Raw genomic sequence first — 23282 nt, forward strand, 5'->3', positions numbered from 1 at the left:
GGTGGCGTTCGCCGCCGGGCTGGCGTGGGCGCTGCCGAACACGTTGCTGGGGGTGCTCGCCGGGATCGCCGCGCTGCCCGGCGGCGCCCGCGTGCACCTGAGCCGCCGCGAACTCGCGCTCGTGTTCGACGCGGTGCCGTTCGGTCCGGGCGGCGCGCTCACGCTCGGAAACGTGATCCTGCACACCGGCGACTCCCTCGACGCCGACTGCCTGACCTATGCGCACCGCGCCGGGCACGGCGCCTGCGATCCCGTGCGCCTGGGCGACCACGAGCGCGCGCACGTGCTGCAGTACATGGCGCTCGGCCCGCTGTTCCTGCCGCTGTACTTCCTGTGCGGCGGCATCGGCGTGCGCAACCGGTTCGAGCGCTCCGCCGACCGCTATGCCGCGACGGGCCGCGGCTGGTGGCCGTGGCCGGCGCCTCCGCTCGGCGCGCACCCGCACGCCGCCGGCGCGGCGCATCCCGCGCCCCGTTCAGCCGAGCCGCAGGCCGACGAACGGCCGGACCGTTTTACGTCCGGCTAACGCGCCCGGGCGTAGCGTCGGACGCGTCGGAGAAAAAGCGGAAGGCAACGCGCCAGACGCAATCGCTCCGGCACGGAAGGCCCGGCCAGCCGAGGACGCAAGTCTGAAGCGGACTGGGCCTTCTCTTTTGCACGCGGCCGGCACGTTGCGGATGCCGCGAACGAAGCGGCCCGCGAATCGCGGGCCGTGGTTGGTGCCGGAGGTGGGACTCGAACCCACACGAGTGTTAGCTCGGCGGATTTTGAGTCCGCTGCGTCTACCATTCCGCCACTCCGGCGCGGCCGGCGAGTATAGCGACGCTCAGGCCGCCTCGTCGGTCTCCAGGGCCTTGTCGGCGCGCACGTACCACTCGCCGCCCTGGGGGACGAACATCGAGCAGCACTCCATCTTCGCCTTGTAGATGTGCACCGAGACCGCCACGGCTTCGGGATTCGGGTTGCGGATGGCGTGGTACTCGTGCGGCGGGATCAGGCTGCCGGCGCTCCCGGGGCCCGCCTGCATGCCGCCGGCGGCGCGGAAGCGGAAGCGGTCGCCATCGCGCTCGAGCAGTTCGTACTGGGTGATCTCGAGCTGGCCGTCCCACACGCCCTCGACGCACCACAGGCCCTGGTGGTCGTGCACCGGCGTGCCCTGGCCGGGGCCCCAGGTCATCGCGACCACGCTGTAGCCGTGCTTCGCGCTCCGGTAGAGCTCGCGGCGGGCGTAGTGGTCCTCGATGGGCTCGAACACGCAGTCCGGCAACTGGACGTCGCGGTCGCGGATCATCCGGCACAGCGCGTTGCGCAAGGCGGCGGTGACCGCGTGCTGGTCGCCGGCCGACACCGCGGCGTCGATCCCGGCAACGAGCTTGTCGCGGCCGGGGAAGGGCAGGTCGGGGCAACCGTCGTCGTGCATGGCGGCCATTCTAGCGGCGCGAGGCCGGCCGGGCACCGGGCATGGCCCTGCACCGCCCGATGGCCGCACCGGCCGCATCCAACCCCCGTAGGAGCGCGCCTACGCGCGCGATTGCCGACCCGGGCGGCGATGCCGAGGTTGAAGCGCAAGCTGGATCCCGGCCTGCGCCGGGATGACGGGATGGGGCGGAGGTATCTGCGGGGCACGCCGTTCGCGCGCGTCGGCCCGTACCTGCAGCGGTGGCATCCCGCGGGCGATTCAGAGCTCGGCAAGGAACCCTGCGACCGCGGGCCCGAAGCGGTCGATGTCGACCAGGAACGCGTCGTGGCCCTGCGGCGACGGCAGCGGCAGGAAGCGCGACTCGGCGCCGCCCGCGCGCAGGCCTTCGGCCACCTGCTCCTGCTGCTGCAGGGGGAACAGGATGTCGGTCTCCACGCCGATCGCGAGCGCGCGCTCCAGGCCGTTGTCGCGCGCGATCCGCGCGAGCCCCGCCATGGCGTCGCCGCCGTGCGCTTCGCCCAGGTCGAACCAGTCCATCGAGCGGCTCAGGTAGAGATAGCAGTTCGGGTCGTAGTTGCGGACGAAACGGCGCGCATGCGCCTCGAGGTAGCTCTCGACCTCGAACTCAAGGCCGAACGGTTCGTCGTCCGGCCGCCGGTCCGAGTCCAGGCGGACCCGGCCGAAGCGCCCGTCCCATTCGAGCGCCGAGCGATACGTGATGACGCCCAGCTTGCGCGCCATGCGCATGCCCGCCTCGGGGTAGCGGTCCTCGTCGTACCGGCCGTCGTTCCAGTTCGGATCCAGGCGGATCGCCTCGCGCTGCAGCGAGCGGATCGCGATCGAGAACGGCAACGCGCGCGCCGCGCCGGAGATGTTGAGGTGCGCGCGCGCGATCCCCGCGTGACGCGACAGCAGCGAGAGCGCGTTCATGCCGCCCATCGAATTGCCGACCACGCAGGCGAGCCGGTCGATGCCGAGCGCGCGCACGACGTGCGCCGCGGCGTTGGCGCCGTCATCCACCGAGAGGTCCGGGAAGCGCAGCCGGTACGGCCTGCCGTCCTCCGGATGCGGCGACGCCGGACCGGTCGAGCCCTTGCAGCTGCCGAGCGGATTGATGCAGACGACGAACCAGCGATCCGTGTCGATCGGCTTGCCCGGGCCCACCATCGCTTCCCACCAGCCATCCGCCGGATTGCCTTCGTTGGACGCGGCGTGCGCGTCCGGCGACAGGCCGGGGAGGATGAGGATCGCGTTGTCGCGCGCGTCGGCCAGTCGGCCCCAGGTTTCGTACGCGATGCGCGCGCCGTGCAGCGCGCCGCCGCGCTTCATCGCGAACGGATCGGGGAGTTGGACGAAGCGCGTGCCGGGCGGGATGAACTCGGTCATGCGGCCATTGTCATTCAACGACGCGGTCGATCGCGAGTTCGACGGTCTCGCCCGCCCGGGAATCGACGGGCGCGGATGCAAGGTCGCCGCTGGCCGCGATCGCGTCGCCGGTCGCCGACACGCGCGCCTCGACGCGCACCGGTCCCGCCGCCGAGAGCCGCGCCGTCGGCATCGGGCCGTCGGTGTCGTCGAGCACGACATCGACCGGGAACCCGCTCGCCGGCACGCGTTCGACCGCGACCGGCATGGGCGGGCCGTCGACGGCGCGCGCGATGACGTACAGCACCGCGCCATCCGCGACGCGGGGTTCGAGCGCCGGGTCGAGGGCGACGCGCACGCGGATCGATGCGGCCGCGTCGGCCGGCGCCGCGGCGGCTGCCGCGGGCAGCGGCGGCAGGCCCGCCGCCGCCCGCGCGGCATCGACCTGCGTGCGCAGGCTGGCGGCCGTGCGCGCATCCACGTCCGCGAGCAGCGATTCCCACACGCGGGCGGCCTCGGCGTCCTCGCCGCGCTGGCGGTGCGCGATGCCGAGGAACCAGCGGGCCCGCTGGTTGCCGGGTTCGATCTCGAGGGCGCGCCGCAGGCGCCCGACCGCCGTGTCGTCCAGCCGCCGGTCTGCCGTGGCCAGCGCGCGGGCCTCCGCCGCCTCCACCTGGGCCGTGGCGTCGTCGGGCAGCAGGTCCGCGGCGCGTGCGAAGGCCTCGCGCGCATCCTTGGCGCGGCCCTCGGCACGATACGCACGGCCGAGCAGCACCCAGCCTTCGGCCATCGCCGGCTCGCGCGCGAGCGCGGCCTCCAGGCTGGCGATCGCGTCGGTGGTCGTCTCCGGCGCCCGGCGCGCGGCCGGATCCAGCGCCGCGGGCGTCCCGACCAGCAGGTAGAGCGCGGCGGTGCCCGCGAGCAGCAGGCCCGCGACCGCCAGCGTCGGGCCGCGTGCGCCATGCCAGAGCGGCCGCACGACGATGGCCACGGCGATGGCCGCCAGGCCCAGCGCCGCGAGTGCGAACAGCGCGCCCTGCATCGCCATGCCGGTCACCACTCCTGTCCGTCGTCGGGCGGGACGTCGCCGCCCCGCGCGCGGCCGCGCACGATCCGCCACACCAGCAGGCCGCCGCCCGCGAGCAGCAGCAGCGGCCCGAACCACAGCAGCCAGGTGTGCGGCGCGACGCGTGGCTGGTAGAGCACGAACTCGCCGTAGCGTTCGACGAGGTGCGCCTTGATCTCGGCGTCGCTGCGCCCCTGGCGCATCAGCTCCAGGACCTCGCGGCGCAGGTCGTGGGCGATGCGCGCGTCGGAGTCGGCCAGCGACTGGTTCTGGCACATCACGCAGCGCAGCTCGGAGGTCAGCGCCATGAAGCGCTGCGCCTCTTCCTCGCTGGCGAAGCGCGGCAGCATGGTCGCGGTCGCCTGCGCGGCCGCCACCGTCGGCAACGCGATCGAGACCGCGGGGGACACGGCGGCCGACAAGGCGAGCAGTCCCGCCAACAGCCAGCGTGCGGTGGCGCGCGTCACAGCGTCGCCCCCGCGGGGATCTTCTCGACCTCGGCCAGCGCCGGCAGCAGCTCGCGCTCGACGGTGTCCTCGCTCATCGGGCCGACGTGCTTCCAGCGGATGATCCCGTTGGCGTCGACCAGGAAGGTCTCCGGCGCGCCGTAGATGCCCCAGTCGATCGCGCCCCGGCCATCGGCGTCGACCAGCACCAGCCAGTACGGGTTGCCGAACTGCTCGAGCCAGCGCAGCGCGTCGTCCGGCGCGTCGTTCCAGTTGTAGCCGACCACGCGGACGCGGCGCGTCTCGGCGAAGCGCGTCAGCACCGGGTGCTCGGTGCGGCATTCCGGGCACCAGCTGCCCCAGACGTTGAGCACGAAGGGTTCGCCGGCGAGGTCCGCGAGGGTGACGGTGCGGCCGGGATCGTGCAGCACGGGCAGCGCGAAGGCGGGGGCGGGGCGGTCGATCAGCGGCGACGGCAGCGCGTCGCGGCCGGGGTCGCGGCTGAGCCAGACGCCGGCGGCAAGCAGCATTGCCAGCGCGGCGAACACCGCCAGCGGGAGCCAGCGCCAGGCGCGGTCGCGGCTCGGTGCGTCAGTCATCGTCCTTCCTCCCGGGCGCCCGGCGGAAACGGCGGTCGGACGCGGCCACCAGTGCGCCAAGCGCCATCAACGCCGCGCCCGTCCAGATCCAGCGGATGAACGGCTTCACGTACACGCGCACGGCCCAGGCGTCGTCCGGCGCGCCGTCGCCGAGCGATTCGCCCAGCGCGACGTACACGTCGCGCAGCGGGCCCACGTCGATCGCCGCCTCGGTCATCACCTGGCCGCCCGCGGCATATGCGCGCTTCTCCGGCTGCAGGATGGCGACCGGCGCGTCCCCGCGCGTGACCATGACCGCGCCGCGGTCGGCCATGTAGTTGGGGCCGCGCAGGCGGTCGACGCCGTCGAAGCGGAACCGGTAGTCGCCCAGCGCGACCTCCTGGCCGGGGGCGAGCGCGACCTCGCGCTGGCGCACCTGGGCCTCGGTCAGCAGCGCGCCGACCACGAACACGGCGATGCCCAGGTGCGCGAGCACCATGCCGGCCATCTCGGGGGTGATGCGCTTGTACAGGCGCAGCCGGGTGCGGACGAACTGCCACGTGCCGCCCGCGACCCAGAGCGCGGCGGTGACGCCGGCGACCGACTTCAGCACGCCCTGCGGCGCGGCGACCACCGTCAGCAGGCCGCCCAGGGCGGCGACCAGCACCCATGGCGCCAGCGCCGCGATCGGCTTGCCCGGGTCCTCGCGCTGCCACTTCGTCATCGGGCCGAATGGCACCAGCGCGACCAGCGGGGCCATCAGCACCAGGAACAGGAGGCCGAAGTAGGGCGGCCCCACCGAGATCTTGCCGAGGCCGACGGCGTCGGCGAACAGCGGGTAGAGCGTGCCGAGCAGCACCATCGCGGTCGCCGCCACCAGCAGCAGGTTGTTGAGCAGCAGCAGCGTCTCGCGCGAGCTCGCGGCGAACGGCCGGCCGGGTGGCGTGCGCGGGGCGCGCAGTGCGTACAGCAGCAGCGAACCGCCGACCACCGCGGCCAGGAACAGCAGGATGAAGAGCCCGCGCGTCGGATCGGCCGCGAACGAGTGCACGCTCGTCAGCACGCCCGAACGCACGAGGAACGCGCCCAGCAGCGACAGCGAGAAGGTGGCGATCGCCAGCAGCAGCGTCCAGCCGTGGAAGCTGCCGCGCTTCTCGGTCACCGCCTGCGAGTGCAGCAGCGCCGCGCCCGCGAGCCACGGCATGAAGCTGGCGTTCTCGACCGGGTCCCAGAACCACCAGCCGCCCCAGCCCAGCTCGTTGTAGGCCCACCAGGAACCGATCGCGATGCCGGCGGTCAGGAACGCCCAGGCCACGTTGGTCCACGGCCGCGTCCAGCGCAGCCAGCGTGCGTCCACCCGGCCATCGAGCAGCGCCGCGATCGCGAACGCGAACGGCACCACGAAGCCGACGTAGCCCATGTAGAGCATCGGGGGATGGATGATCATCCCCGGGTCCTGCAGCAGCGGGTTGAGGTCGCGGCCCTCGAGCGCCGCCGGCAGCAGCCGTTCGAATGGATTGCTGGTGAAGGCGAGGAACGCGATGAATCCGGTCGCCACCAGGCCGATCACGCCCAGAACGCGCGCGCGCACCGTGTCGGGCAGCATGCGCGAGAAGCGTGCCACCGCCGCGTTCCAGCCGGCGAGCACGAGCACCCACAGCAGCATCGAGCCCTCGTGCGCGCCCCAGACCGCGGTCACGCGGTAGTACCAGGGCAGCAGCGTGTTCGAATTCTCCGCGACGTAGCGCAGCGAGAAGTCCTGCGCGAGGAAGCCGAGCGTCAGGATGGCGTAGGCGACCGCCAGCAGGCCGAACTGCACGTAGGCGGCCGGGCGCGCAAGGTCCATCCACGCACGCACGCCGCGCGCGGCGCCGGCGACCGGCAGCACGCCCTGCAGCAGCGCGACGAGCAGCGACAGCAGCAGGGCGACCTGGCCGACTTCCGGCAGCAGGCCGGTGTAGGGCACCGCCGCCACCTAGCGTGGCGCTCCCGTTCCGCCCGCGGTCGCGGCGTCGTCGGGCACGTCGTGCTTGCGGTGCGCCTGGCCCATCTTCTCGGCGACTTCCCGCGGCATGTAGGTCTCGTCGTGCTTGGCCAGCACCTCCTCGGCCACGAACACGCCGTCGCGCATGCGGCCGGTCGCGACCACCGCCTGGTTCTCGCGGAACAGGTCGGGGAGGATGCCCTCGTAGACGACGGGCAGGCGCGCGTCGCCGTCGTCGACCTCGAAGCGCGCCTGCATCGACCCGCTGGCGCGCGCGAACGAGCCGCCCGCGACCATGCCGCCGAGGCGGAACCGCGCCGCGCCGCCGGCGACGTCCGCGCCGGCTTCGCCGCCAAGCACTTCCGAAGGCGTGTAGAGATAGGTGACGTTGCGCTGCAGGGCCATCGCGACCAGCGCGGTGGCCAACGCGGCGGCCGCAAGCAGGGCGAGGACCAGCAACAGGCGGCGCCTGCGGACCGGGTGGATCATGGGGTCGGGTCTCCGGCGCGCGAAAGCGGCAGGTCGGCGGATGGTCGGCCCGCCGCGCGCGCCGCGCGCAGCCGCACGGCGCGCAGCGCCTGGCGCAGTTGCAGGCGCGGCGAAAGGTAGTCCCACGCCAGCACGGCGGCGAACACGGCGTAGGCGCCGGCGACGTAGCCGAGGTAGCTCATGGCCGGGCCTCCGCCAGGCGGCGCACCCAGTCCTTGCCGGCCTCGCGGCGCAGGTTGTCGGCCCGCGCGCGCGCCAGCAGCGAACCGATGAACCAGAACTTCGTGCCGAGCACCATCACCGCGAGCGGCCAGGCCATGGAGCCGTCCATGGACGACTCGCCGAACAGCCGGATCGTCGCGCCCTGGTGCAGCGAGTTCCACCACACCACCGAGTAGCGGATGACCGGCAGCAGCGCCACGCCGACGATCGCCAGCAGGCCGGCGGCACGGGCCGCGGCGCGGCGGTCGTCGATCGCCTGGTACAGGCCCATCACGCCGAGGTACAGGAACAGCAGCACCAGTTCGGTGGTCAGGCGCGGGTCCCAGTCCCACCACGTGCCCCACATCGGCTTGCCCCAGATCGAGCCGGTGGCCAGCGTGACCAGCGTGAACGCGGCGCCCACGGGCGCGCAGGCCATCGCCAGGACCTCGCACAGCTTGATGCGCCAGACCAGCGCCAGCACGGCGTAGAACGCCATCAGCGCGAACACGAACAGGCTCATCCACGCCGACGGCACGTGGATGTAGAGGATCCGGAAGCTGTCGCCCTGCTGGTAGTCGGCGGGCACCACGAACAGCGCGCCGTACAGGCCCGCGGCCATCGTCGCGATCGCGGCCAGGTGCGCCCACGGCGCCCAGCGCGCGGCGAAGCGATCGAAGGTGGGCGGCGAGCCGAGTTGGTGGAACCAGCGGAGGACGGGGTTCATGCGTGGAGGCGGTGCCCGGTTGGGGCCGGTCGGTTGTCGGTGCGCGACCCCGGCGGTCGGCCGGTCGCGCGCTCGCCCGGCCGCCGCCGTCGGCGGCCTTCAGCCCAGCGAGATTCGGATCGCGGCGGCCGCGGCCAGCGGTGCCAGCACCAGCGCGAGGACCAGACCGGCGGCCAGCAGGAGCAGGGCGCCGACGGGGTCCATCCCCTGTCCGGCCGCCGCCACGCTTCCGGCCCCGAACACCAGGACCGGCACGTAGAGCGGCAGCGCCAGCAGGGCGACGAGTATACCGGAGCGCCGCATCCCGACGGTCAGCGCGGCGACCACCGCGCCCAGCAGGCTGAGCAGCGGCGTGCCGAGCGCGAGGGCCGCCAGCAGCACCGCGCGCTGGTCCGCCGGCAGGTGCAGCAGCTCGCCGAGCAGGGGCGTGGCCAGGACGAGGGGCAGGGCGGTGGTCGCCCAGTGCATCCCCGTGCGGACCAGCACCAGCCAGGGCAGGGGCACCGGGGCAAGCATCCACTGCTCGAGCGACCCGTCCTCGGCGTCGCCGCGGAACAGCGTGTCCAGGGCGAGCAGGCCGGCCAGCAGCACCGCGACCCAGAGCACCGGCGCGGCCACCGGTGCCAGGGCCTCGCGGTCGCCGCCCAGCGCCAGCGCGAACAGGACCACGACCAGCAGCGCGAACAGCGCCGGCTGCAGGGCATCCCCCCGCCGGCGCCACAAGAGGCGCAGGTCACGGCGGAGCAGCGCGCCGGCCGCGGTGGCCAGTCCGGGCGATCCGTCGGCGCGCCCGTTCAAGCCGCGCGCTCCAGGGCCAGCAGCGACGTGCGCACCGGCGGCGCGGCGTAGGCGCCATGGGTGGTGACCAGGGCCGCGCCGCCCGCGCGCAGTTGCGCCTGGACCATGCGGTTGACCAGTTCGATGCCGTCCAGGTCGAGGTTGGCGTAGGGCTCGTCGAGCAGCCACAGGCGCGCGGGCGACAGCCAGAGCCGGGCGAGCGACAGGCGCTTGCGCTGGCCCGCGGACAGCTGGCGGGCGAGGGCGTCGTCGTATCCGGCCAGGCCGACGATGCCCAGCGCGGCTTCGATCGTCTGGCCGCGCCGGCGGCCGTGCAGCCCGCAGAGGAACTCGAGGTTCTCGCGCGCGCCCAGCTCGGCCTTGAACGCGGGCAGGTGGCCCAGGTAGGCGATGGCGCGCGCGCGCAGGTCCGCGGTCGCCGGCGCGCCGTCGATGACGACCCGGCCCGCCTCGGCGGGCAGCAGACCGGCGAGCACGCGCAGGAGGGTGGTCTTGCCCGCGCCGTTGCCGCCCTGCACCAGCAGCGCCTCGCCCGCGTCGACGGCGAAGTCCAGCGGACCGAACACGGGCAGCTCGTTGCGCGCGTAGCGCAGGCCTTGCACGGCGAGCAGGGCTGGGGACTTGGCCTGGGCGGCCTGCGGGGCGTCGGTCATCGCTGGAACGGCATCCGCGGCCGGACGCCGGGGGGCGCCATTATGCCCGCGGGCGCGACCGCGCCCCGAGCCAGCGGACCCACGCCGGCGCGTCGATGCCGGGCGGACGGTCCGCATGCATGCGCAGTTCCACGGGTTCGCCGCGCGCCCAGTGCAACGTGCCGAGCTGGCCGAACCGCCGCGCGATGGCGTCGAACGTGGGCAGTGCCATGTCGACGACCAGCCAGCTCGGCTCGCGCCAGCTGCGGTTGGGCGCGGCGGCGAACGCCGGCCGGTAGGCCAGGCCGCTCGCGTCCAGCATCGCGCTGAGGGCGGCGTCCTCGGCGCGGTTGGTGGCTTCGTCGCGCTCGACCGAGTTCGGGTTCCACGCGGTGATGAGGCCGAAACGCGTGGCCTCCGGGAACGCGGCCTCCGGCCCCGGCGCCCGGGCGCCGACCTGCAGCGCGTGCCAGCGCCCGGCCGACTCCCAGCGGTAGTCCGCATCGAGGTAGGCGCGCATGAGCGCGGCGATGCGCGACGGGGACAGCGGGACGGCCTGGGCGGACATGGCGCCCGGTTTAACCGATCCACGACCGTCCGTAAACTCGACCGACCAACCGAGGCGGGAGCGCCGATGCCGGACGTCGAAACCAAGCTGCCCAGGGTCGGCACCACCATCTTCGCGGTGATGTCGCAGCTGGCGGCGGAACACGGCGCGGTCAACCTGGGGCAGGGCTTCCCCGACTTCGACGTGCCCCCGACGCTGGTCGATGCGCTGTCCCGCGCGATGGCCGACGGACACAACCAGTACCCGCAGATGACCGGGATCCCGGCCCTGCGGCGCGCGATCGCGAACAAGACGGAGCGCGTGTACGGCTGGCGCCCGGACGCGGACGCCGAGGTCACGGTGACCTCGGGCGCGACCGAGGCGATCTTCGACGCGGTCGCGGCCGTGGTCCGCGCCGGCGACGAGGTGGTCGTGCTGGATCCCTGCTACGACTGCTACGAACCGGCGATCGAACTGGCCGGCGCGCGCGCCGTGCACGTGCCGCTCGACCCGGAGACCTTCGCGGTCGACTGGGACGCCGTCGCCGCGGCGATCGGCCCCCGCACGCGGATGCTGATGGTCAACACCCCGCACAATCCCTCGGGCGCCATGTTCGACGCATCGGACATCGCGCGGCTGGAAGCGCTGCTGCACGGCACGGACGTCTTCCTGTTGTCGGACGAGGTCTACGAGCACATCGTCTTCGACGGCCGGCGCCATGAATCCGCGTTGCGCCACCCGGCGTTGCGCGAGCGCGCGTTCGTCGTGTCGAGCTTCGGGAAGACCTACCACTGCACGGGCTGGAAGGTCGGCTACTGCATCGCGCCGCCGGCCCTGTCGGCGGAGTTCCGCAAGGTCCACCAGTACAACACCTTCTGCACGTTCGCCCCGGCCCAGCACGCGTTCGCGCACATGGTCGACGCCGAGCCCGGCCACTACGAGCAGCTGGGCGCGTTCTACCAGGCGAAGCGCGACCGGTTCCGCGCGCGACTGCTCGAAACGCGGCTGCGGCCGCTGCCGGTCCCGGGCGGGTACTTCCAGCTGGTCGACTATTCGGCCGTCAGCGACCTGCCGGACGACGATTTCTGCCGCTGGCTGACGACTGAACACGGCGTCGCGGCGATCCCGCTCTCGCCGTTCTACGCCGAGCCGCCGGAAGGCCAGCGCCTGGCCCGACTGTGCTTCGCCAAGAATCCCTCGACGCTCGACCAGGCGATCGAGCGGCTCAAGGGCCTCTGACCCGGGACGACCCCCAATGCACGACCTGCGCATCTCCCTCGTCCAGGGCGCCACACGCTGGCACGACCCGGACGGCAACCGCGACTACTACGGCGGGCTCATCCGCCCGTTGCACGGCGGCACCGACCTCGTGCTGCTGCCGGAGACCTTCACCAGCGGATTCTCCAACGACGCGATCGACCGCGCGGAGACCATGGACGGCCCGACCGTCGACTGGATGCGCGCGCAGGCCGCGGCGCTCGACGCGGCGGTGTGCGGCAGCGTGCAGGTGCGCGTCCCGGCGGACGACGGCGACCGCGTCCACAACCGGCTGCTGTTCGTGACCCCGGACGGCGCCGTCGCCCACTACGACAAGCGCCACCTGTTCCGGTACGCCCGCGAGCACGAGCGCTATGCACCGGGGCGCGACCGGCTCACGGTCGAGTGGCGCGGCTGGCGGATCAATCCGCAGGTCTGCTACGACCTGCGCTTTCCCGTGTTCGCCCGGAACCGCCACGACGTCGAGGTGCCCGGGGGCATGGACTTCGACCTGCAGCTGTACGTCGCCAACTGGCCGGCGGCGCGCGCGTATGCGTGGAAGACCCTGCTGCGCGCCAGGGCCATCGAGAACCTGTGCTTCGTGGCGGGGCTCAACAGGGTGGGCACCGACGGCAACGGAATCGAGTACTCGGGCGACAGCGCGGTGCTGGACGTGCACGGCAAGCCGCTGACCGAATGCACCGACCGGGAAGTGGTGGTGACGACGACGCTGCCGGCGGCCGAACTGCTGGCCTGGCGCGAGCGATTCCCCGCCATGCTGGACGCCGACCGCTTCGACTTGCGCTGACCGGGTCGCGAACGCCACCCCCGCGCGCGCTAGGATGGATGCCGGGGAATTCCGACGGCGGCCGCGCTGGTGACCGATCGCACGCACGAAATCGCCGGTTGGCGCTTCCATGCCACGCTGCCGCTGCTCTGGCTGGGCACCTTCTGGCTGGCCGGCGCACTGGAGCACGCGCCGCACGCGAGCCTGTGGTTCCCGCCGTCGGCGGTCACGTTCGCGGGCCTGCTGGTGGCCGGCTGGCGTGCCGTGCCGATGCTGGTGGTCGCCTGCACGGCCGCCACGTTCCACGCGGAACTGGACTACAACGCGAGCCTACGGCCCGAAGTGGTGCTGGCATCGAGCATCGCGTTCACGCTGCTGCACATCGCCGCCTACGCGCTGCCGGCCCTCCTGCTGCGCATGCTGGCGCGCGAGGGGGCGCCGGCCCTGTCGCTGCGCTCGGTCACCGAATTCCTGCTGCTGGGCGCATCGGGCGCGGCCCTCGCGGGCGTCGGTGGCGTGCTGGCCCTGCAGGCCACCGGGCTGATCCAGGACGGCGGCCCGGGGCTCGCGGCCGCCTGGTGGATCGGCGACTACGCGGCGCTGGTGACGCTGGCGCCGGTCGCCATCGCGCTGCTCGCCGCGGCGGCGGGCACGGATCGCGCGCACGCCGCCACGGGCTTCGCCCTGTTCCGGTTCGGTGCCTGGCGTCCGACCGCGAGGACCGTGGCGAAACTGGCGTTGCTTCTGGGCGTGACGGGCGGGATCCTCGCCGCGCACATGGCGGGCTGGGGCGACGGGCGGATCCTGCTGGCGCTGCTGGTGCTGCCCGTCGTGCTCCAGTTGTGGATCGTGCACACGGAAGATCCTTCGATCGCGCTGTCGGCGATGGTCGCCTTCGCGCTCCTGACGGTCGGCGCCGCGGCGGCGTTCCCGCTCGGCGACGACGCCCTGGTCCTGCAGTTCGCGGCGGTGAGCCTGGCGGCGAACACCCACCTCAACCTCGCGGTACCGACGCTGTACGCCGACAACGCGCGGCTGCAGCGACAGGTGTCGCGCGACAGCCTGACCGGCGCGTACAGCCGCGAATTCTTCGAGACCCGCGGCAAGCGCCTGCTGCAGCGGACCCGCGAGGACGGCCGCGTCCTGTCCCTGGCGATGTTCGACCTGGACTCGCTCAAGTCGATCAACGACACGCGCGGCCATGCCGTGGGGGATGCCGTCCTGCGCGAAGTCGTGGCGCGGTGCGGTGGCGTCCTGCGGCCGGACGACCTGCTCGGCCGTCTGAGCGGCGACGAGTTCGTGGTGCTGCTGCCGGACGCGGACCGCGAGCAGGCTGCGCAGGCGGTCGAACGGATGCGCCGCGCCCTCTCCACGGCGCCGCTGGACGCGCTGGGCCACGTCGCCAGCGCCAGTTTCGGCGTCGCGGAAGCGGGCCCGGACACCACGTGGGCGGGACTGCTGCGGGAGGCGGACTCGGCCATGTACATGGCCAAGCGCGCGGCCCAGCGCCGGATGCAGGTGGACTGACCGCGGGTTGCCGGAAACGCCCGGCATTGCCCGGCGGAAGATTCGGAGTTTTCCGGCGGCGCCGAAGACCGCGGTCGACTAGCGTGGCGGGTTCGGGGCCGTGGCCGTCCCGGGGCGCAAGGGATGGCGGGCGAAGGGCAGGGACGTACGCGGGGTGCGATTGGCGAGGCACGGCGGGACGTGCTGGTCGCCGTGCTCGCGACCGCGCTGGTGCACGCGGGGCTGGCCTGGTTCGCCCTGCGGGCGGGCCAACGCCCCGGTGTCCTGCCAGCGAAGACGCCACCGCCGGCGATGGCGCTGGTGCTGGTCCGACGCGTTCCGGCCGGCGCCTCGGCGACCCTGGGCGTGGAAGCAGGGCCCGAGGCCATGGACGGCGTCACGCGACGCGCATCGCATGTGGTGGCGCCGGCTTCCGGGCCACGCGCGCCGGCGGGGCGGCCTTCGACGCTGACGGCCCGTGTCGTCGAGCGCGAAACGGCCGGCGGGAAGGACGACGCGGCGCCCACGCGCGGGACGCCGCTCGACGACCGCTGGCCGACGCGGGGTGGCGTGAGCGACGGATCGCGCTTCCGGCCCGATCCGTTCGAGCGGCGTGCGCCGCCGCTGCCCGGCGGGGGCCCGCATCGCTTCCGGATGCGCCCGCCCCGGTCGCCGGCGGACGTGGTCGCGGGCGCGGCGTCGCTGCTGGGCCTGCGCCCGCCGGGCTACGAGGACAGTCCGTGCCCGCGCATCGCGCGCAATGTCACCGCGCTGGCGACCTCGCTGGACGCGGGTGACCGGGCCGCGCTCGCCCACGAACTGGAGATGCAGGCCGGCCTGTGCCGCTAGCGGCGCGGGCTGCCATTGGCGACCGGGCGCGGCGGCCTTAATCTCCCGCTCGCCGCCCAAGGACACTGCCCGTGGCCCCTCCGATCCGTCCCGCCCGCGGCACCGACGCCGCCGCGATCGCGTCCATCTACAACCACTACGTCGCCGACACCTGCGTCACGTTCGAGACGCAGCCCGTGGCGGACGGCGACATGGCGGATCGCATCGCGCAGGCGGGCACGGACGGCCTGCCGTGGCTGGTCGTGGAGGACGCGGGCCGGGTCGCCGGCTACGCCTATGCCTCGAAATGGAAGGGGCGCTGTGCGTACCGCTACACCGCGGAATCGACGGTGTACCTCGCGCCGGGGTCCACGGGGCGGGGGCTGGGCGAACCGCTCTACGCGGCGCTGGTCGACGCGCTCGCGGACGCCGGCATGCACGCGGTGATCGGCGGCATCGCGCTGCCGAACCCGCGCAGCATCCGCCTGCACGAGCGCCTGGGCTTCCGCAAGGTCGCCCATTTCGAGCAGGTCGGCTTCAAGCAGGACCGCTGGATCGACGTCGGCTACTGGCAGCGGCTGCTGCACGGCGCGGACTGACGCGCGGACGGGGACGCGAACACCCGACCGCGCGCCGGCGTCGGGTCAGCCGCGCGGACCGCGGCCACCGCCCGGTCGCCCGCCGCCACGCGGGCCGCCGGGGCGTGGCCCCTTGTTCGGGCCGCCCGGACGGCGCCCGCCGCCCGGCTTGCCCGGACGCGGGCCGCGGCGCTCTTCACCGGGTCGGGCGCCCGGGTTCGCATGGTCGGACGGGAACACGGGGGCGTTGCCCGGATGCCCGTACGGATGGCGCGGCTTGCCTTGTCCCTGCCCCTGTCCGCCCTTCCCCTGGCCGCCGCCGTGCGGCTTCTTGCCGTAGGGCTTGCGCGGACCGCGGTTCTCGGCATTGCGGTGCCCGGTCGGGCCGGTGTCCACGCCGTCGGGCACGTACCAGGTCCGGAACGCGGCGGGATTGCCTTCCGGCAGCGGCTTCGGACCCTTGTGCCTGCGCTGCTTGAACGGCTTCTGCGACTGCTTGGCCGCCGCGTCGCCGCTGACCGTGAGGCCGCCGTGGCGCGGCTTGCCCTGGCCGCGGCCGCGGCCACGGTCCTCGCGCACGTTGTCGAAGCGGCGCAGCTCGCGGCCCTCGTCCGCGGTGTTGTGCCCGCCGACGTAGCCATGCGAACGCTGACCCCCGACGTGCACCGTCGACTTGGCCGCCTTCCGCTGGCCGATCACCGGCTGCAGGGTGAGCGCGGACGGTGCGCCGTCCTCCAGGCCCAGTGCCTTGCGCAGGGCCTCGACCTTTTCCGTCGCCAGTTCCTGCGACTGCCCGCGCAGCAACGGCTGCGGCAGCGAGACGTCGCCGTAGCGGACCCGCTTCAGGCGGCTGACCTGGCAACCCTGGGATTCCCACAGCCGGCGGACCTCGCGGTTCCGGCCTTCCTTGACCACCACGCGGAACCAGTCGTGCGAGTCGCTGCCGCCGACGCGCTCGATCTCGTCGAACTTCGCCGGGCCGTCCTCGAGCGCGACGCCGCGGGCCAGCCGGTCCACCAGCTTGTCCGACACCGACTCCTGGCCTTCCGGCGCACGCACGCGGCAGACGTACTCGCGCTCGACCTCGAACGACGGGTGCATCATCGCGTTGGCCAGCTCGCCGTCGGTGGTGAGCAGCAGCAGGCCGGTGGTGTTGATGTCCAGGCGGCCGATCGCGATCCAGCGCGCGCCCTTCAGGCCCGGCAGCGAATCGAAGATCGTCGGCCGGCCTTCGGGATCCTCGCGCGTGGTGACCTCGCCCTCGGGCTTGTTGTAGATGAGCACGCGTGCCGGCTCGGACAGCGCGCTGGCGACGAACTGGCGGCCGTCGAGTTCGATGCGGTCGCCGCTGCGTACGGTCTGTCCGACCTGCGCGACCTCTCCGTTGACACGGACCAGGCCGTCGGCGATGCGCTGCTCGAGCGCGCGACGGGACCCGAGTCCGGCCTGCGCGAGCACCTTGTGCAGGCGCTCCTCGAGGCGGGGCGCGGCCGACGTGGCGGCATCGCGCTTCAGGGACAGCTTGCGGCCTTCGGTGGCCGGGGAATTACTCATGTGGCTTCTGCTCCGACGATGCCGTCACGGCGTCGTCTCCGTTGGGGTGTGTTGAAAAGGGGTCAGGTTCATTTTCCGGACCTGTTTCGATCGGGACTTCCTGCGGCACGTCCTCGGAAAATGAACCTGACCCCTTTTCCGAATCCATGTCCGCGTCGTTCGCCGCGCTGGTGTCGTCCGTGTCCTGCCCGGCCTCGATGCCGCCCGCCGGGATGGGCGACGCCTCGCCCTCGAACTTCAGTTGCGGCTCGAGCTCGCCGATGTCCTTGAGCTCCGACAGCGGCGGCAGCTCGTCCAGCCGCTTCAGGCCGAAGTAGTCGAGGAACGCCTTGGTCGTGCCGAACAACGCCGGCCGCCCGGGGACGTCGCGGTGGCCGACGACGCGGATCCACTCGCGCTCCTCGAGCGCCTTGATGATGCTGGTGGACACCGCCACGCCGCGGACCTGCTCGATCTCGCCCCGGGTGATCGGCTGGCGGTAGGCGATCAGCGCCAGCGTCTCCAGCGTCGCGCGGGTGTAGCGCGTCTGCCGCTCGGTCCACAGGCGCGCCACCCAGGCGTGCACGTCCTCGCGCACCTGGTAGCGCCAGCCGGAGGCGACCTGCACCAATTCGACGCCGCGATCGGCGCAGGCGTCCTGCAGCGCCTCGAGGGCGCGCTCGACGCTGCCGTCCGGCGCCGGCTCGTCCAGCGTGAACAGCCCGTGCAGCTGCGCCAGCGACAGCGGCTGGTTCGCCGCCAGCAGCGCGGCCTCGACGATCCGGTTGATCAGTGCCTGGTCCATGCGGTGCGTGTGTTCCCGTGTTGCCATGCGCGGCTCGGCCGCGGAGTTCGAAGCGCCCCCGGGGGCATCGGACCGGCCGTGGGCCGGTCGTCCATTGGTTCGCGCCGCCGTCCCCGTCGCGCGCGTCAGTTGCCGTCGTCGTTCGCGGCGTCGGCGCCGTCGAACTCGCTGGCCAGGTCCATCGACGCGACGTCCGCGTCCTGGCTGGCCAGCGACTTGACGTAGATCGCGCCCGTCCTCGCCGGCGCGACCGCGTCCTCCTGCACGATGTCGAGCAGGCGTTCCTTGGCCAGTTCCAGCAGGCCGAGGAAGGTGACCACCACGCCGAGCCGACCCTCGCGCGGTTCGAACAGCGTCTCGAACCGGTGGAACTGGCCGTCCTGCAGGCGGGTCAGCAACTCGCCCATCCGCTGCCGCACGCTGAGCGCGTCGCGCCTGATCGCGTGCTGCGTGTAGAGCTCCGCCCGCTTGAGCACGTCGTGCAGCGCCAGCAGCATCTCGCGCAGGTCCACCGGCGGCGGCAGCCGCACCGCGGCCCGGTCGGGCACGAAGGCGGCGGCCGGCGCGGTGTCGCGCTCCATGCGCGGCAGCGCGTCGATGTCCTCGGCGGCCTGCTTGAACCGCTCGTACTCCTGCAGCCGGCGCACCAGCTCGGCGCGCGGGTCATCCTCGTCGCCGTCCTCGCTCACCGGCCGCGGCAGCAGCATGCGCGACTTGATCTCGGCCAGGATGGCGGCCATGACCAGGTATTCGGCGGCCAGCTCGAAGCGCATCTCGTGCATGGCCTGGATGTAGTCGACGTACTGCCGTGTGATCTCGGCGACCGGGATGTCCAGGATGTCCAGGTTCTGCCGGCGGATCAGGTACAGCAACAGGTCGAGCGGCCCCTCGAACGCGTCGAGGATGACCTCCAGCGCATCCGGCGGGATGTAGAGGTCCTGCGGGATCTGCAGGACCGGCTGCCCGAGCACGACGGCCAGCGGCATCTCCTGCTGCATGGGCGCCGTGGGCGGGTGCTGCGATGCGTTTTGCGTGGGCGCGCCGGGCGCGCTGGCTTCGCTCATCGGATCACTTGCCCGGAAGGGCAGGGTGCCGCGTGGGCGCGGCGAGGTGGCGGCATGCACGGCGCGCGCGGACGAACCGCGGCGGTGCGGGGTGGGTGCGACTCGAATGCCCTCGGGACGCTGCCTGGACCATGGCCGCGACGCGGGCGCCCGGGGGCGCGGCGGGTCGGCTGGTTCGGTGGGGGTGCCGCGCCACGGACGGGCGGCGGCTGCAGGCGTCCCTCTCTCGCGTGGCAGCGTACGGGATGGCCCGGGCGCTGTCCACTGGGCGATGAACCGCGGGTGACGCCATGCCGGTGCACCCCTAACATGGCCGCCCCGGAACGATGACGAGGCCGACCATGCGAAGCGCCGGCATGTGCGCGTGGTACGCGATCGAGGGCCACGATGCGCCCGGCACGCTGGATCGCCGTCTCGCCGCGCGCGCCGACCATCTGGCGCGGCTGCAGGCCCTGTGTGCCGAGGGGCGGCTGCTGGTGGCCGGGCCGTGTCCGGCCATCGATGCGCCCGATCCGGGGCCGGCCGGCTTCACCGGCAGCATCGTGATCGCGCAGTTCCCCGCACTCGAGGACGCCATCGCCTGGGCGCAGGACGACCCCTACGTCGCCGCGGGCGTCTACGCGCGGGTCGACGTCCGGCCGTTCAAGCCGGTGCTGCCGTGAGCGCCGACCCGCTGGCCGGCGACCGGGCGAGCCGGGTCGACCGGATCCGGGCGGCGATCGAGGCCGCCCTCGCGCCCGCAGCGCTGGAGATCGTCGACGACAGCGCCCGCCACGCGGGACATGCGGGTGCGCGCGACGGCCGGGGCCATTTCAACGTGGAGATCGTCGCCGAGGCGTTCACCGGCCAGCCACCGCTCGCGCGCCATCGCATGGTCTACGCCGCGGTCGGCACGCTGATGGACACCGACATCCACGCCCTGTCGATCCGCGCGCGGACACCCGCGGAAGCCGCCGCGGACTGAATGGCGGGGCGCGTTCGGACCGGGCCCCGGCGACCGCTATACTCGCCGGAACCTCGGCCCGGCGGGCCGAACCGCGCCCATTCGAGACAAGGGGTTGGGCGCCAAACCTGATCCTGTTTCTCACCATGGCCGGCGCGTCGCGCACGGCCCGGGGGCCCCGTCCAGCGCATGCGCCTGTCCACGATCAAGCTGTCCGGCTTCAAGTCGTTCGTCGATCCGACCACGCTCCACCTGCCCACCAACATGACCGGCGTCGTCGGTCCGAACGGCTGCGGCAAGTCGAACATCATCGACGCGGTGCGCTGGGTCATGGGCGAGAGTTCGGCCAGCCGGCTGCGCGGCGATTCGCTCACCGACGTCATCTTCTCCGGCAGCTCCGCGCGCAAGCCGGTGTCGCAGGCCACGGTCGAGCTGATCTTCGACAACGCCGACCACACGATCACCGGCGAGTACGGCGCCTTCGACGAGATCTCGGTCAAGCGCTCGGTCTCGCGCGACGGGCAGAGCACCTACTACCTCAACGGCAGCAAGTGCCGCCGCCGCGACATCACCGACCTGTTCCTCGGCACGGGGCTGGGCCCGCGCAGCTATTCGATCATCGAGCAGGGGATGATCAGCCAGATCATCGAGGCGCGGCCCGAGGACCTGCGCGTGTACCTGGAGGAGGCCGCCGGCATCTCCAAGTACAAGGAGCGCCGCAAGGAAACCGAGACCCGCATCCGCCACACCCGCGAGAACCTCGACCGGCTCAACGACCTGCGCGACGAGGTCGGCAAGCAGTTGCAGCACCTGCAGCGCCAGGCCCGCCAGGCCGAGCAGTACCAGGCGCTGCAGGGCGAGCGGAGGACCAGGGACGCCGAGTGGAAGGCGCTCGAGTACCGCGCGCTCGACGCCCGGCTCGCGCGCATGCGCGAGAAGCTCGCGCAGGAGGAGACCACGCTGCAGCGCCTGGTCGCCGAACAGCGCGAGGCCGAGCGGCGCATCGAGGAGGACCGGGCGCGCCGGGAGCAGGCGGCCGAGGCGCTCAACGCGGTGCAGGCCGAGGGCTACGAGGCCGGCGGACGGCTGGCGCGGGTCGAGCAGCAGATCGCGCACCAGAAGGAAATGGCCGAGCGCCTCCACCGCGCCCGCGAGGAGGCGCAGGCGGCGCTGGCCGAGCTGGGCGAGCACATCAGCGGTGACGAGGGACGGCTGGGTGACCTGCGCGCGTCCATCGCGGCGGCGGAGCCCGAACTGGCGAAGCTGCAGGCGGCGGACGGCGAACGCCAGGAGGCCCTGCGCGACGCCGAGGCGAAGCTGGCCGATTGGCAGCAGCGCTGGGACGCGCACGCGCGCGAGCAGGCCGAGGCCGCGCGGGCGGGCGACGTCGAGCGCACGCGCGTCGACTACCTCGATCGCCAGGCACTGGATGCCGAGCGCCGGAAGGAACAGCTCACCGGCGAGCGCGCGGGACTGGACGTGGCCGCGCTCGCGGAGGCCTTCGACGCCGCCCGCGCGAAGCACGACGAGCAGAAGGCGGCGCTCGACGGCCTCGCGGCCGATGTCGAGACCCGCAAGCAGGCGGTGGCCGACCTGCAGCAGCGCCAGCGTGACACGCAGTCGCAGCTGGCCGACGTGCGCAAGACCGCGCAGTCCGCGCGCGGCCGGCTGTCGTCGCTGGAGACGCTGCAGCACGCGGCGCTCGGGCAGGAGCAGGGCGCGGCGGTCGAGTGGCTGCGCCAGCGCGGGCTCGATTCCGCGCGCCGCGTCGGCGAATCCCTGCAGGTCGAGGCCGGCTGGGAGAACGCGGTCGAATCCGCGCTCGGCCAGCTGATCGAGGGCGTGCTGGTCGAGGCCCCGGAGACGCTGGTCGATGCGCTGGGCGAGCTCGGCGAGGGCCGGCTGGCGCTGGTGTCGGCGGAAACCGACGATGCGGCGTTTCCGGCCTCGTCGCTGGCGGCGAAGGTGCGCGGCCCGGCCGCGATCCGCCGCCTGCTGGCGCGGCTGCACGCGGCCGAATCGCTGGCCGAGGCCCGCGGCCTGCTGCCGCGCCTGGACGACGGCGAGTCGGTGATCACGCGTGCGGGCGAGCGCCTGGGCGGGGGCTGGGTGCGCGTGCTGCGCTCCGGTGCCGCCAAGCAGGGGGCGCTGCTGCGCGAGAAGGAGATCCAGTCGCTGCGCGCGGAGATCGAGGCGCTGGCCGGGAACGAGCGCGAGCTGGACGCCGCCGTCTCGTCGCTGCGCGACCAGGCGCTGGCCGCCGAGCAGCAGCGCGAGGACGCGCAGCGTGCGCTGTACCTGGCGCACCGCGGCGTTTCGGAACTCGCCGGCCAGCTGCAGGGCCAGCAGGGCCGGCTGGACGCGGCCCGCACCCGCATCGAACGCATCGACGCCGAACTTGCCCAGCTCGGCGAGACGCTGGCGGCGAGTGCCGCCCAGTCGCGCGAATCGCGCGCCACGCTCGAGTCCGCGGTCGCGCGGATGGCCGAGCTCGAGACGGCGCGCCAGGCGCTGGAGAGCGAACGCCGCACGCTGTCCGAGGCGCGCGACACCGCCCGGCTGGCCGCGCGCGAGTCCGCGCAGTCGGCGCACGCGATCGCCCTGACGCTGGAGTCGCAGCGCGCCCAGGTCGTCGCGCTGGGCCAGGCGCTCGAGCGCATGGGTGGCCAGCGCGGCCAGCTCGACACACGCCTCGGCGAACTGGCCTCGCAGCTGGCCGACGGCGATGCGCCGGTGCAGTCGCTGGAACAGGAGCGGCAGGTGGCCCTGGCAGCGCGCGTGCGCAGCGAGCAGGCCGTGGCCCAGGCGCGCGCGGCGCTGGAAGGCATCGACCACGGGCTGCGCGAGCTCGAGCAGACGCGCCACCAGCGCGACGCGCAGGCGATCACCCAGCGCGAATCGATCGCCCAGCGCAAGCTCGACCAGCAGGCACTGGTCCTCAAGGCCGAGCAACTGGCCGAGGCGGTCGCCGGCGGCGGCTTCGTGCTCGACGAGGTCGTCGCGGGCCTGCCGGAGGACGCGGAGGCCGCGGCCTGGGAGAAGTCGGTCACGGACCTCGACGCGAAGCTGCGCCGGCTCGAGCCGGTCAATCTCGCCGCGATTTCCGAGCATGCCGAGGCCTCCGAACGCATGCAGTACCTGGACGCGCAGCACGGCGACCTGACGTCCGCGCTGGAGACGCTCGAGGATGCGATCCGCAAGATCGACCGCGAGACGCGGGGCCGGTTCAAGGACACCTTCGACCGGGTCAACGCGGGCGTGCAGTCGATCTATCCGCGCCTGTTCGGTGGCGGCCACGCGTACCTGGAACTCACCGGCGAGGACCTGCTCGACACTGGCGTGGCGATCATGGCGCGCCCGCCCGGCAAGCGCGTGTCGAGCATCTCGCTGCTGTCGGGCGGCGAGAAGGCGATGACGGCGGTGGCGCTGGTGTTCGCGATCTTCCAGCTCAACCCCGCGCCGTTCTGCCTGCTCGACGAGGTGGACGCGCCGCTGGACGAGGCCAACGTCGGCCGCTTCACGGCGATGGTCAACGAGATGAGCGAGCACGTGCAGTTCCTGTTCGTCACCCACAACAAGGCGACGATGGAGGCCGCGCTCCAGCTCTCGGGCGTCACCATGCGCGAGCCGGGCGTGAGCCGGCTGGTGTCGGTCGACCTCGCCGAGGCGGCCAGGCTGGCGGGCGCGGCGTAGCCAGGGCGGCCGGCGGCGCGCCGCGCGGCGGTGGC

At 73.3% G+C, this 23282-nt stretch carries 22 protein-coding genes, 1 tRNA gene and 2 pseudogenes; 9 read left to right on the plus strand and 16 right to left on the minus strand.

The window, feature by feature from the left end; all coding sequences use genetic code 11:
- Positions 1 to 19: 19 nt before the first annotated feature.
- Positions 20 to 415 (plus strand): annotated as a pseudogene (locus tag ACYU7H_RS07835) (hypothetical protein); the annotation flags it as partial.
- A gap of 302 nt (positions 416 to 717) precedes the next feature.
- Here ACYU7H_RS07835 and ACYU7H_RS07840 read toward each other — a convergent pair.
- The 13 genes from ACYU7H_RS07840 to ACYU7H_RS07900 all read right to left on the minus strand — a co-directional run bounded on the left by ACYU7H_RS07840 (position 718) and on the right by ACYU7H_RS07900 (position 10274).
- A tRNA-Leu gene (locus ACYU7H_RS07840) sits at positions 718 to 803 on the minus strand.
- Positions 804 to 826: 23 nt separating this feature from the next.
- Positions 827 to 1420 carry a cysteine dioxygenase family protein gene (locus tag ACYU7H_RS07845; protein ID WP_460813667.1) on the minus strand — a complete coding sequence of 198 codons (594 nt, stop codon included), beginning with the start codon at positions 1418 to 1420 and terminating at the stop codon, positions 827 to 829.
- 258 nt (positions 1421 to 1678) lie between these two features.
- A complete protein-coding gene (gene metX / locus ACYU7H_RS07850) occupies positions 1679 to 2806 on the minus strand; it encodes a homoserine O-acetyltransferase MetX (RefSeq protein WP_460813669.1) in 1128 nt (375 codons plus the stop codon).
- 10 nt (positions 2807 to 2816) lie between these two features.
- Positions 2817 to 3833 (minus strand): tetratricopeptide repeat protein, encoded by a 1017-nt coding sequence (locus ACYU7H_RS07855; RefSeq protein ID WP_460814002.1) that lies wholly within the window; start codon positions 3831 to 3833, stop codon positions 2817 to 2819.
- Between the two features lie 5 nt (positions 3834 to 3838).
- Positions 3839 to 4291 carry a cytochrome c-type biogenesis protein gene (locus ACYU7H_RS07860; protein WP_460814003.1) on the minus strand — a complete coding sequence of 151 codons (453 nt, stop codon included), beginning with the start codon at positions 4289 to 4291 and terminating at the stop codon, positions 3839 to 3841.
- A 23-nt stretch (positions 4292 to 4314) separates the two neighbouring features.
- Positions 4315 to 4896 carry a DsbE family thiol:disulfide interchange protein gene (locus ACYU7H_RS07865; RefSeq protein ID WP_460813670.1) on the minus strand — a complete coding sequence of 194 codons (582 nt, stop codon included), beginning with the start codon at positions 4894 to 4896 and terminating at the stop codon, positions 4315 to 4317.
- Positions 4889 to 6826 carry a heme lyase CcmF/NrfE family subunit gene (locus ACYU7H_RS07870; protein WP_460814004.1) on the minus strand — a complete coding sequence of 646 codons (1938 nt, stop codon included), beginning with the start codon at positions 6824 to 6826 and terminating at the stop codon, positions 4889 to 4891. The genes ACYU7H_RS07865 and ACYU7H_RS07870 overlap by 8 nt, the downstream gene beginning before the upstream one ends.
- A gap of 24 nt (positions 6827 to 6850) precedes the next feature.
- Entirely contained in the window at positions 6851 to 7345 is a 495-nt protein-coding gene (ccmE, locus tag ACYU7H_RS07875) for a cytochrome c maturation protein CcmE (RefSeq protein ID WP_460814006.1), read from the minus strand.
- Positions 7345 to 7530, minus strand: a complete 186-nt coding sequence (gene ccmD / locus ACYU7H_RS07880) for a heme exporter protein CcmD (RefSeq protein WP_460813671.1) — start codon at positions 7528 to 7530, stop codon at positions 7345 to 7347. The genes ccmE and ccmD overlap by 1 nt, the downstream gene beginning before the upstream one ends.
- The gene (gene ccmC / locus ACYU7H_RS07885; RefSeq protein WP_460813672.1) at positions 7527 to 8276 is read right to left on the minus strand and encodes a heme ABC transporter permease CcmC; all 750 of its coding nucleotides are present in this window, start codon (positions 8274 to 8276) and stop codon (positions 7527 to 7529) included. Before ccmC ends, ccmD begins: the two co-directional genes overlap by 4 nt.
- A 99-nt stretch (positions 8277 to 8375) precedes the next feature.
- Positions 8376 to 9074: a heme exporter protein CcmB gene (gene ccmB, locus ACYU7H_RS07890; protein WP_460813674.1), complete on the minus strand. Its 699-nt coding sequence runs from the start codon at positions 9072 to 9074 to the stop codon at positions 8376 to 8378.
- The gene (ccmA, locus tag ACYU7H_RS07895; protein WP_460813675.1) at positions 9071 to 9844 is read right to left on the minus strand and encodes a heme ABC exporter ATP-binding protein CcmA; all 774 of its coding nucleotides are present in this window, start codon (positions 9842 to 9844) and stop codon (positions 9071 to 9073) included. Before ccmA ends, ccmB begins: the two co-directional genes overlap by 4 nt.
- Positions 9768 to 10274, minus strand: a complete 507-nt coding sequence (locus ACYU7H_RS07900; RefSeq protein WP_460813676.1) for a DUF3293 domain-containing protein — start codon at positions 10272 to 10274, stop codon at positions 9768 to 9770. Before ACYU7H_RS07900 ends, ccmA begins: the two co-directional genes overlap by 77 nt.
- A 66-nt stretch (positions 10275 to 10340) precedes the next feature.
- On the opposite strand from ACYU7H_RS07900, the gene ACYU7H_RS07905 reads away from it, so the two are divergent.
- The 5 genes from ACYU7H_RS07905 to ACYU7H_RS07925 all read left to right on the plus strand — a co-directional run bounded on the left by ACYU7H_RS07905 (position 10341) and on the right by ACYU7H_RS07925 (position 15230).
- Positions 10341 to 11492 carry a pyridoxal phosphate-dependent aminotransferase gene (locus ACYU7H_RS07905; RefSeq protein WP_460813678.1) on the plus strand — a complete coding sequence of 384 codons (1152 nt, stop codon included), beginning with the start codon at positions 10341 to 10343 and terminating at the stop codon, positions 11490 to 11492.
- A gap of 16 nt (positions 11493 to 11508) precedes the next feature.
- On the plus strand, positions 11509 to 12318 hold the full coding sequence (locus ACYU7H_RS07910) for an amidohydrolase (protein WP_460813679.1): 810 nt from the start codon (positions 11509 to 11511) through the stop codon (positions 12316 to 12318).
- Between the two features lie 69 nt (positions 12319 to 12387).
- Positions 12388 to 13824 carry a GGDEF domain-containing protein gene (locus ACYU7H_RS07915; RefSeq protein WP_460813681.1) on the plus strand — a complete coding sequence of 479 codons (1437 nt, stop codon included), beginning with the start codon at positions 12388 to 12390 and terminating at the stop codon, positions 13822 to 13824.
- Between the two features lie 123 nt (positions 13825 to 13947).
- On the plus strand, positions 13948 to 14652 hold the full coding sequence (locus ACYU7H_RS07920; RefSeq protein WP_460813682.1) for a hypothetical protein: 705 nt from the start codon (positions 13948 to 13950) through the stop codon (positions 14650 to 14652).
- Positions 14653 to 14723: 71 nt separating this feature from the next.
- Entirely contained in the window at positions 14724 to 15230 is a 507-nt protein-coding gene (locus ACYU7H_RS07925) for an arsinothricin resistance N-acetyltransferase ArsN1 family B (protein ID WP_460813684.1), read from the plus strand.
- A 45-nt stretch (positions 15231 to 15275) separates the two neighbouring features.
- On the opposite strand, the gene rluB is transcribed toward ACYU7H_RS07925, so the two are convergent.
- The 3 genes and pseudogenes from rluB to ACYU7H_RS07940 all read right to left on the minus strand — a co-directional run bounded on the left by rluB (position 15276) and on the right by ACYU7H_RS07940 (position 18545).
- Complete coding sequence (rluB, locus tag ACYU7H_RS07930) at positions 15276 to 16763, minus strand: 23S rRNA pseudouridine(2605) synthase RluB (protein WP_460813685.1); 1488 nt, start codon at positions 16761 to 16763, stop codon at positions 15276 to 15278.
- Between the two features lie 234 nt (positions 16764 to 16997).
- Positions 16998 to 17547, minus strand: a pseudogene (scpB, locus tag ACYU7H_RS07935) (SMC-Scp complex subunit ScpB); the annotation flags it as partial.
- A gap of 125 nt (positions 17548 to 17672) precedes the next feature.
- Positions 17673 to 18545, minus strand: a complete 873-nt coding sequence (locus ACYU7H_RS07940; RefSeq protein WP_460814007.1) for a segregation and condensation protein A — start codon at positions 18543 to 18545, stop codon at positions 17673 to 17675.
- Positions 18546 to 18967: 422 nt separating this feature from the next.
- Here ACYU7H_RS07940 and ACYU7H_RS07945 point away from each other — a divergent pair, with 422 nt between their 5' ends.
- From ACYU7H_RS07945 to smc, 3 genes are all read left to right on the plus strand, one after another.
- The gene (locus tag ACYU7H_RS07945; RefSeq protein ID WP_460814009.1) at positions 18968 to 19273 is read left to right on the plus strand and encodes a YciI family protein; all 306 of its coding nucleotides are present in this window, start codon (positions 18968 to 18970) and stop codon (positions 19271 to 19273) included.
- Complete coding sequence (locus ACYU7H_RS07950; protein WP_460813687.1) at positions 19270 to 19575, plus strand: BolA family protein; 306 nt, start codon at positions 19270 to 19272, stop codon at positions 19573 to 19575. The genes ACYU7H_RS07945 and ACYU7H_RS07950 overlap by 4 nt, the downstream gene beginning before the upstream one ends.
- A gap of 168 nt (positions 19576 to 19743) precedes the next feature.
- Complete coding sequence (gene smc / locus ACYU7H_RS07955; protein ID WP_460813689.1) at positions 19744 to 23247, plus strand: chromosome segregation protein SMC; 3504 nt, start codon at positions 19744 to 19746, stop codon at positions 23245 to 23247.
- The last annotated feature ends 35 nt before the right edge of the window (positions 23248 to 23282 follow it).

Source organism: Luteimonas pelagia (assembly GCF_054776035.1).

Coding starts and splice junctions, on each gene's coding strand:
- ACYU7H_RS07845 (WP_460813667.1), bottom strand. CDS start 1,420: ATGCACGACGACGGTTGCCCCGACCTGCCCTTCCCCGGCCGCGACAAG.
- metX (WP_460813669.1), bottom strand. CDS start 2,806: ATGACCGAGTTCATCCCGCCCGGCACGCGCTTCGTCCAACTCCCCGAT.
- ACYU7H_RS07855 (WP_460814002.1), bottom strand. CDS start 3,833: ATGGCGATGCAGGGCGCGCTGTTCGCACTCGCGGCGCTGGGCCTGGCG.
- ACYU7H_RS07865 (WP_460813670.1), bottom strand. CDS start 4,896: ATGACTGACGCACCGAGCCGCGACCGCGCCTGGCGCTGGCTCCCGCTG.
- ccmD (WP_460813671.1), bottom strand. CDS start 7,530: ATGAGCTACCTCGGCTACGTCGCCGGCGCCTACGCCGTGTTCGCCGCC.
- ccmC (WP_460813672.1), bottom strand. CDS start 8,276: ATGAACCCCGTCCTCCGCTGGTTCCACCAACTCGGCTCGCCGCCCACC.
- ccmA (WP_460813675.1), bottom strand. CDS start 9,844: ATGCGGACCGTCCGCCCGGCATCGACGCGCCGGCGTGGGTCCGCTGGC.
- ACYU7H_RS07900 (WP_460813676.1), bottom strand. CDS start 10,274: ATGTCCGCCCAGGCCGTCCCGCTGTCCCCGTCGCGCATCGCCGCGCTC.
- ACYU7H_RS07905 (WP_460813678.1), top strand. CDS start 10,341: ATGCCGGACGTCGAAACCAAGCTGCCCAGGGTCGGCACCACCATCTTC.
- ACYU7H_RS07910 (WP_460813679.1), top strand. CDS start 11,509: ATGCACGACCTGCGCATCTCCCTCGTCCAGGGCGCCACACGCTGGCAC.
- ACYU7H_RS07920 (WP_460813682.1), top strand. CDS start 13,948: ATGGCGGGCGAAGGGCAGGGACGTACGCGGGGTGCGATTGGCGAGGCA.
- rluB (WP_460813685.1), bottom strand. CDS start 16,763: ATGAGTAATTCCCCGGCCACCGAAGGCCGCAAGCTGTCCCTGAAGCGC.
- ACYU7H_RS07940 (WP_460814007.1), bottom strand. CDS start 18,545: ATGCAGCAGGAGATGCCGCTGGCCGTCGTGCTCGGGCAGCCGGTCCTG.
- ACYU7H_RS07945 (WP_460814009.1), top strand. CDS start 18,968: ATGTGCGCGTGGTACGCGATCGAGGGCCACGATGCGCCCGGCACGCTG.
- smc (WP_460813689.1), top strand. CDS start 19,744: ATGCGCCTGTCCACGATCAAGCTGTCCGGCTTCAAGTCGTTCGTCGAT.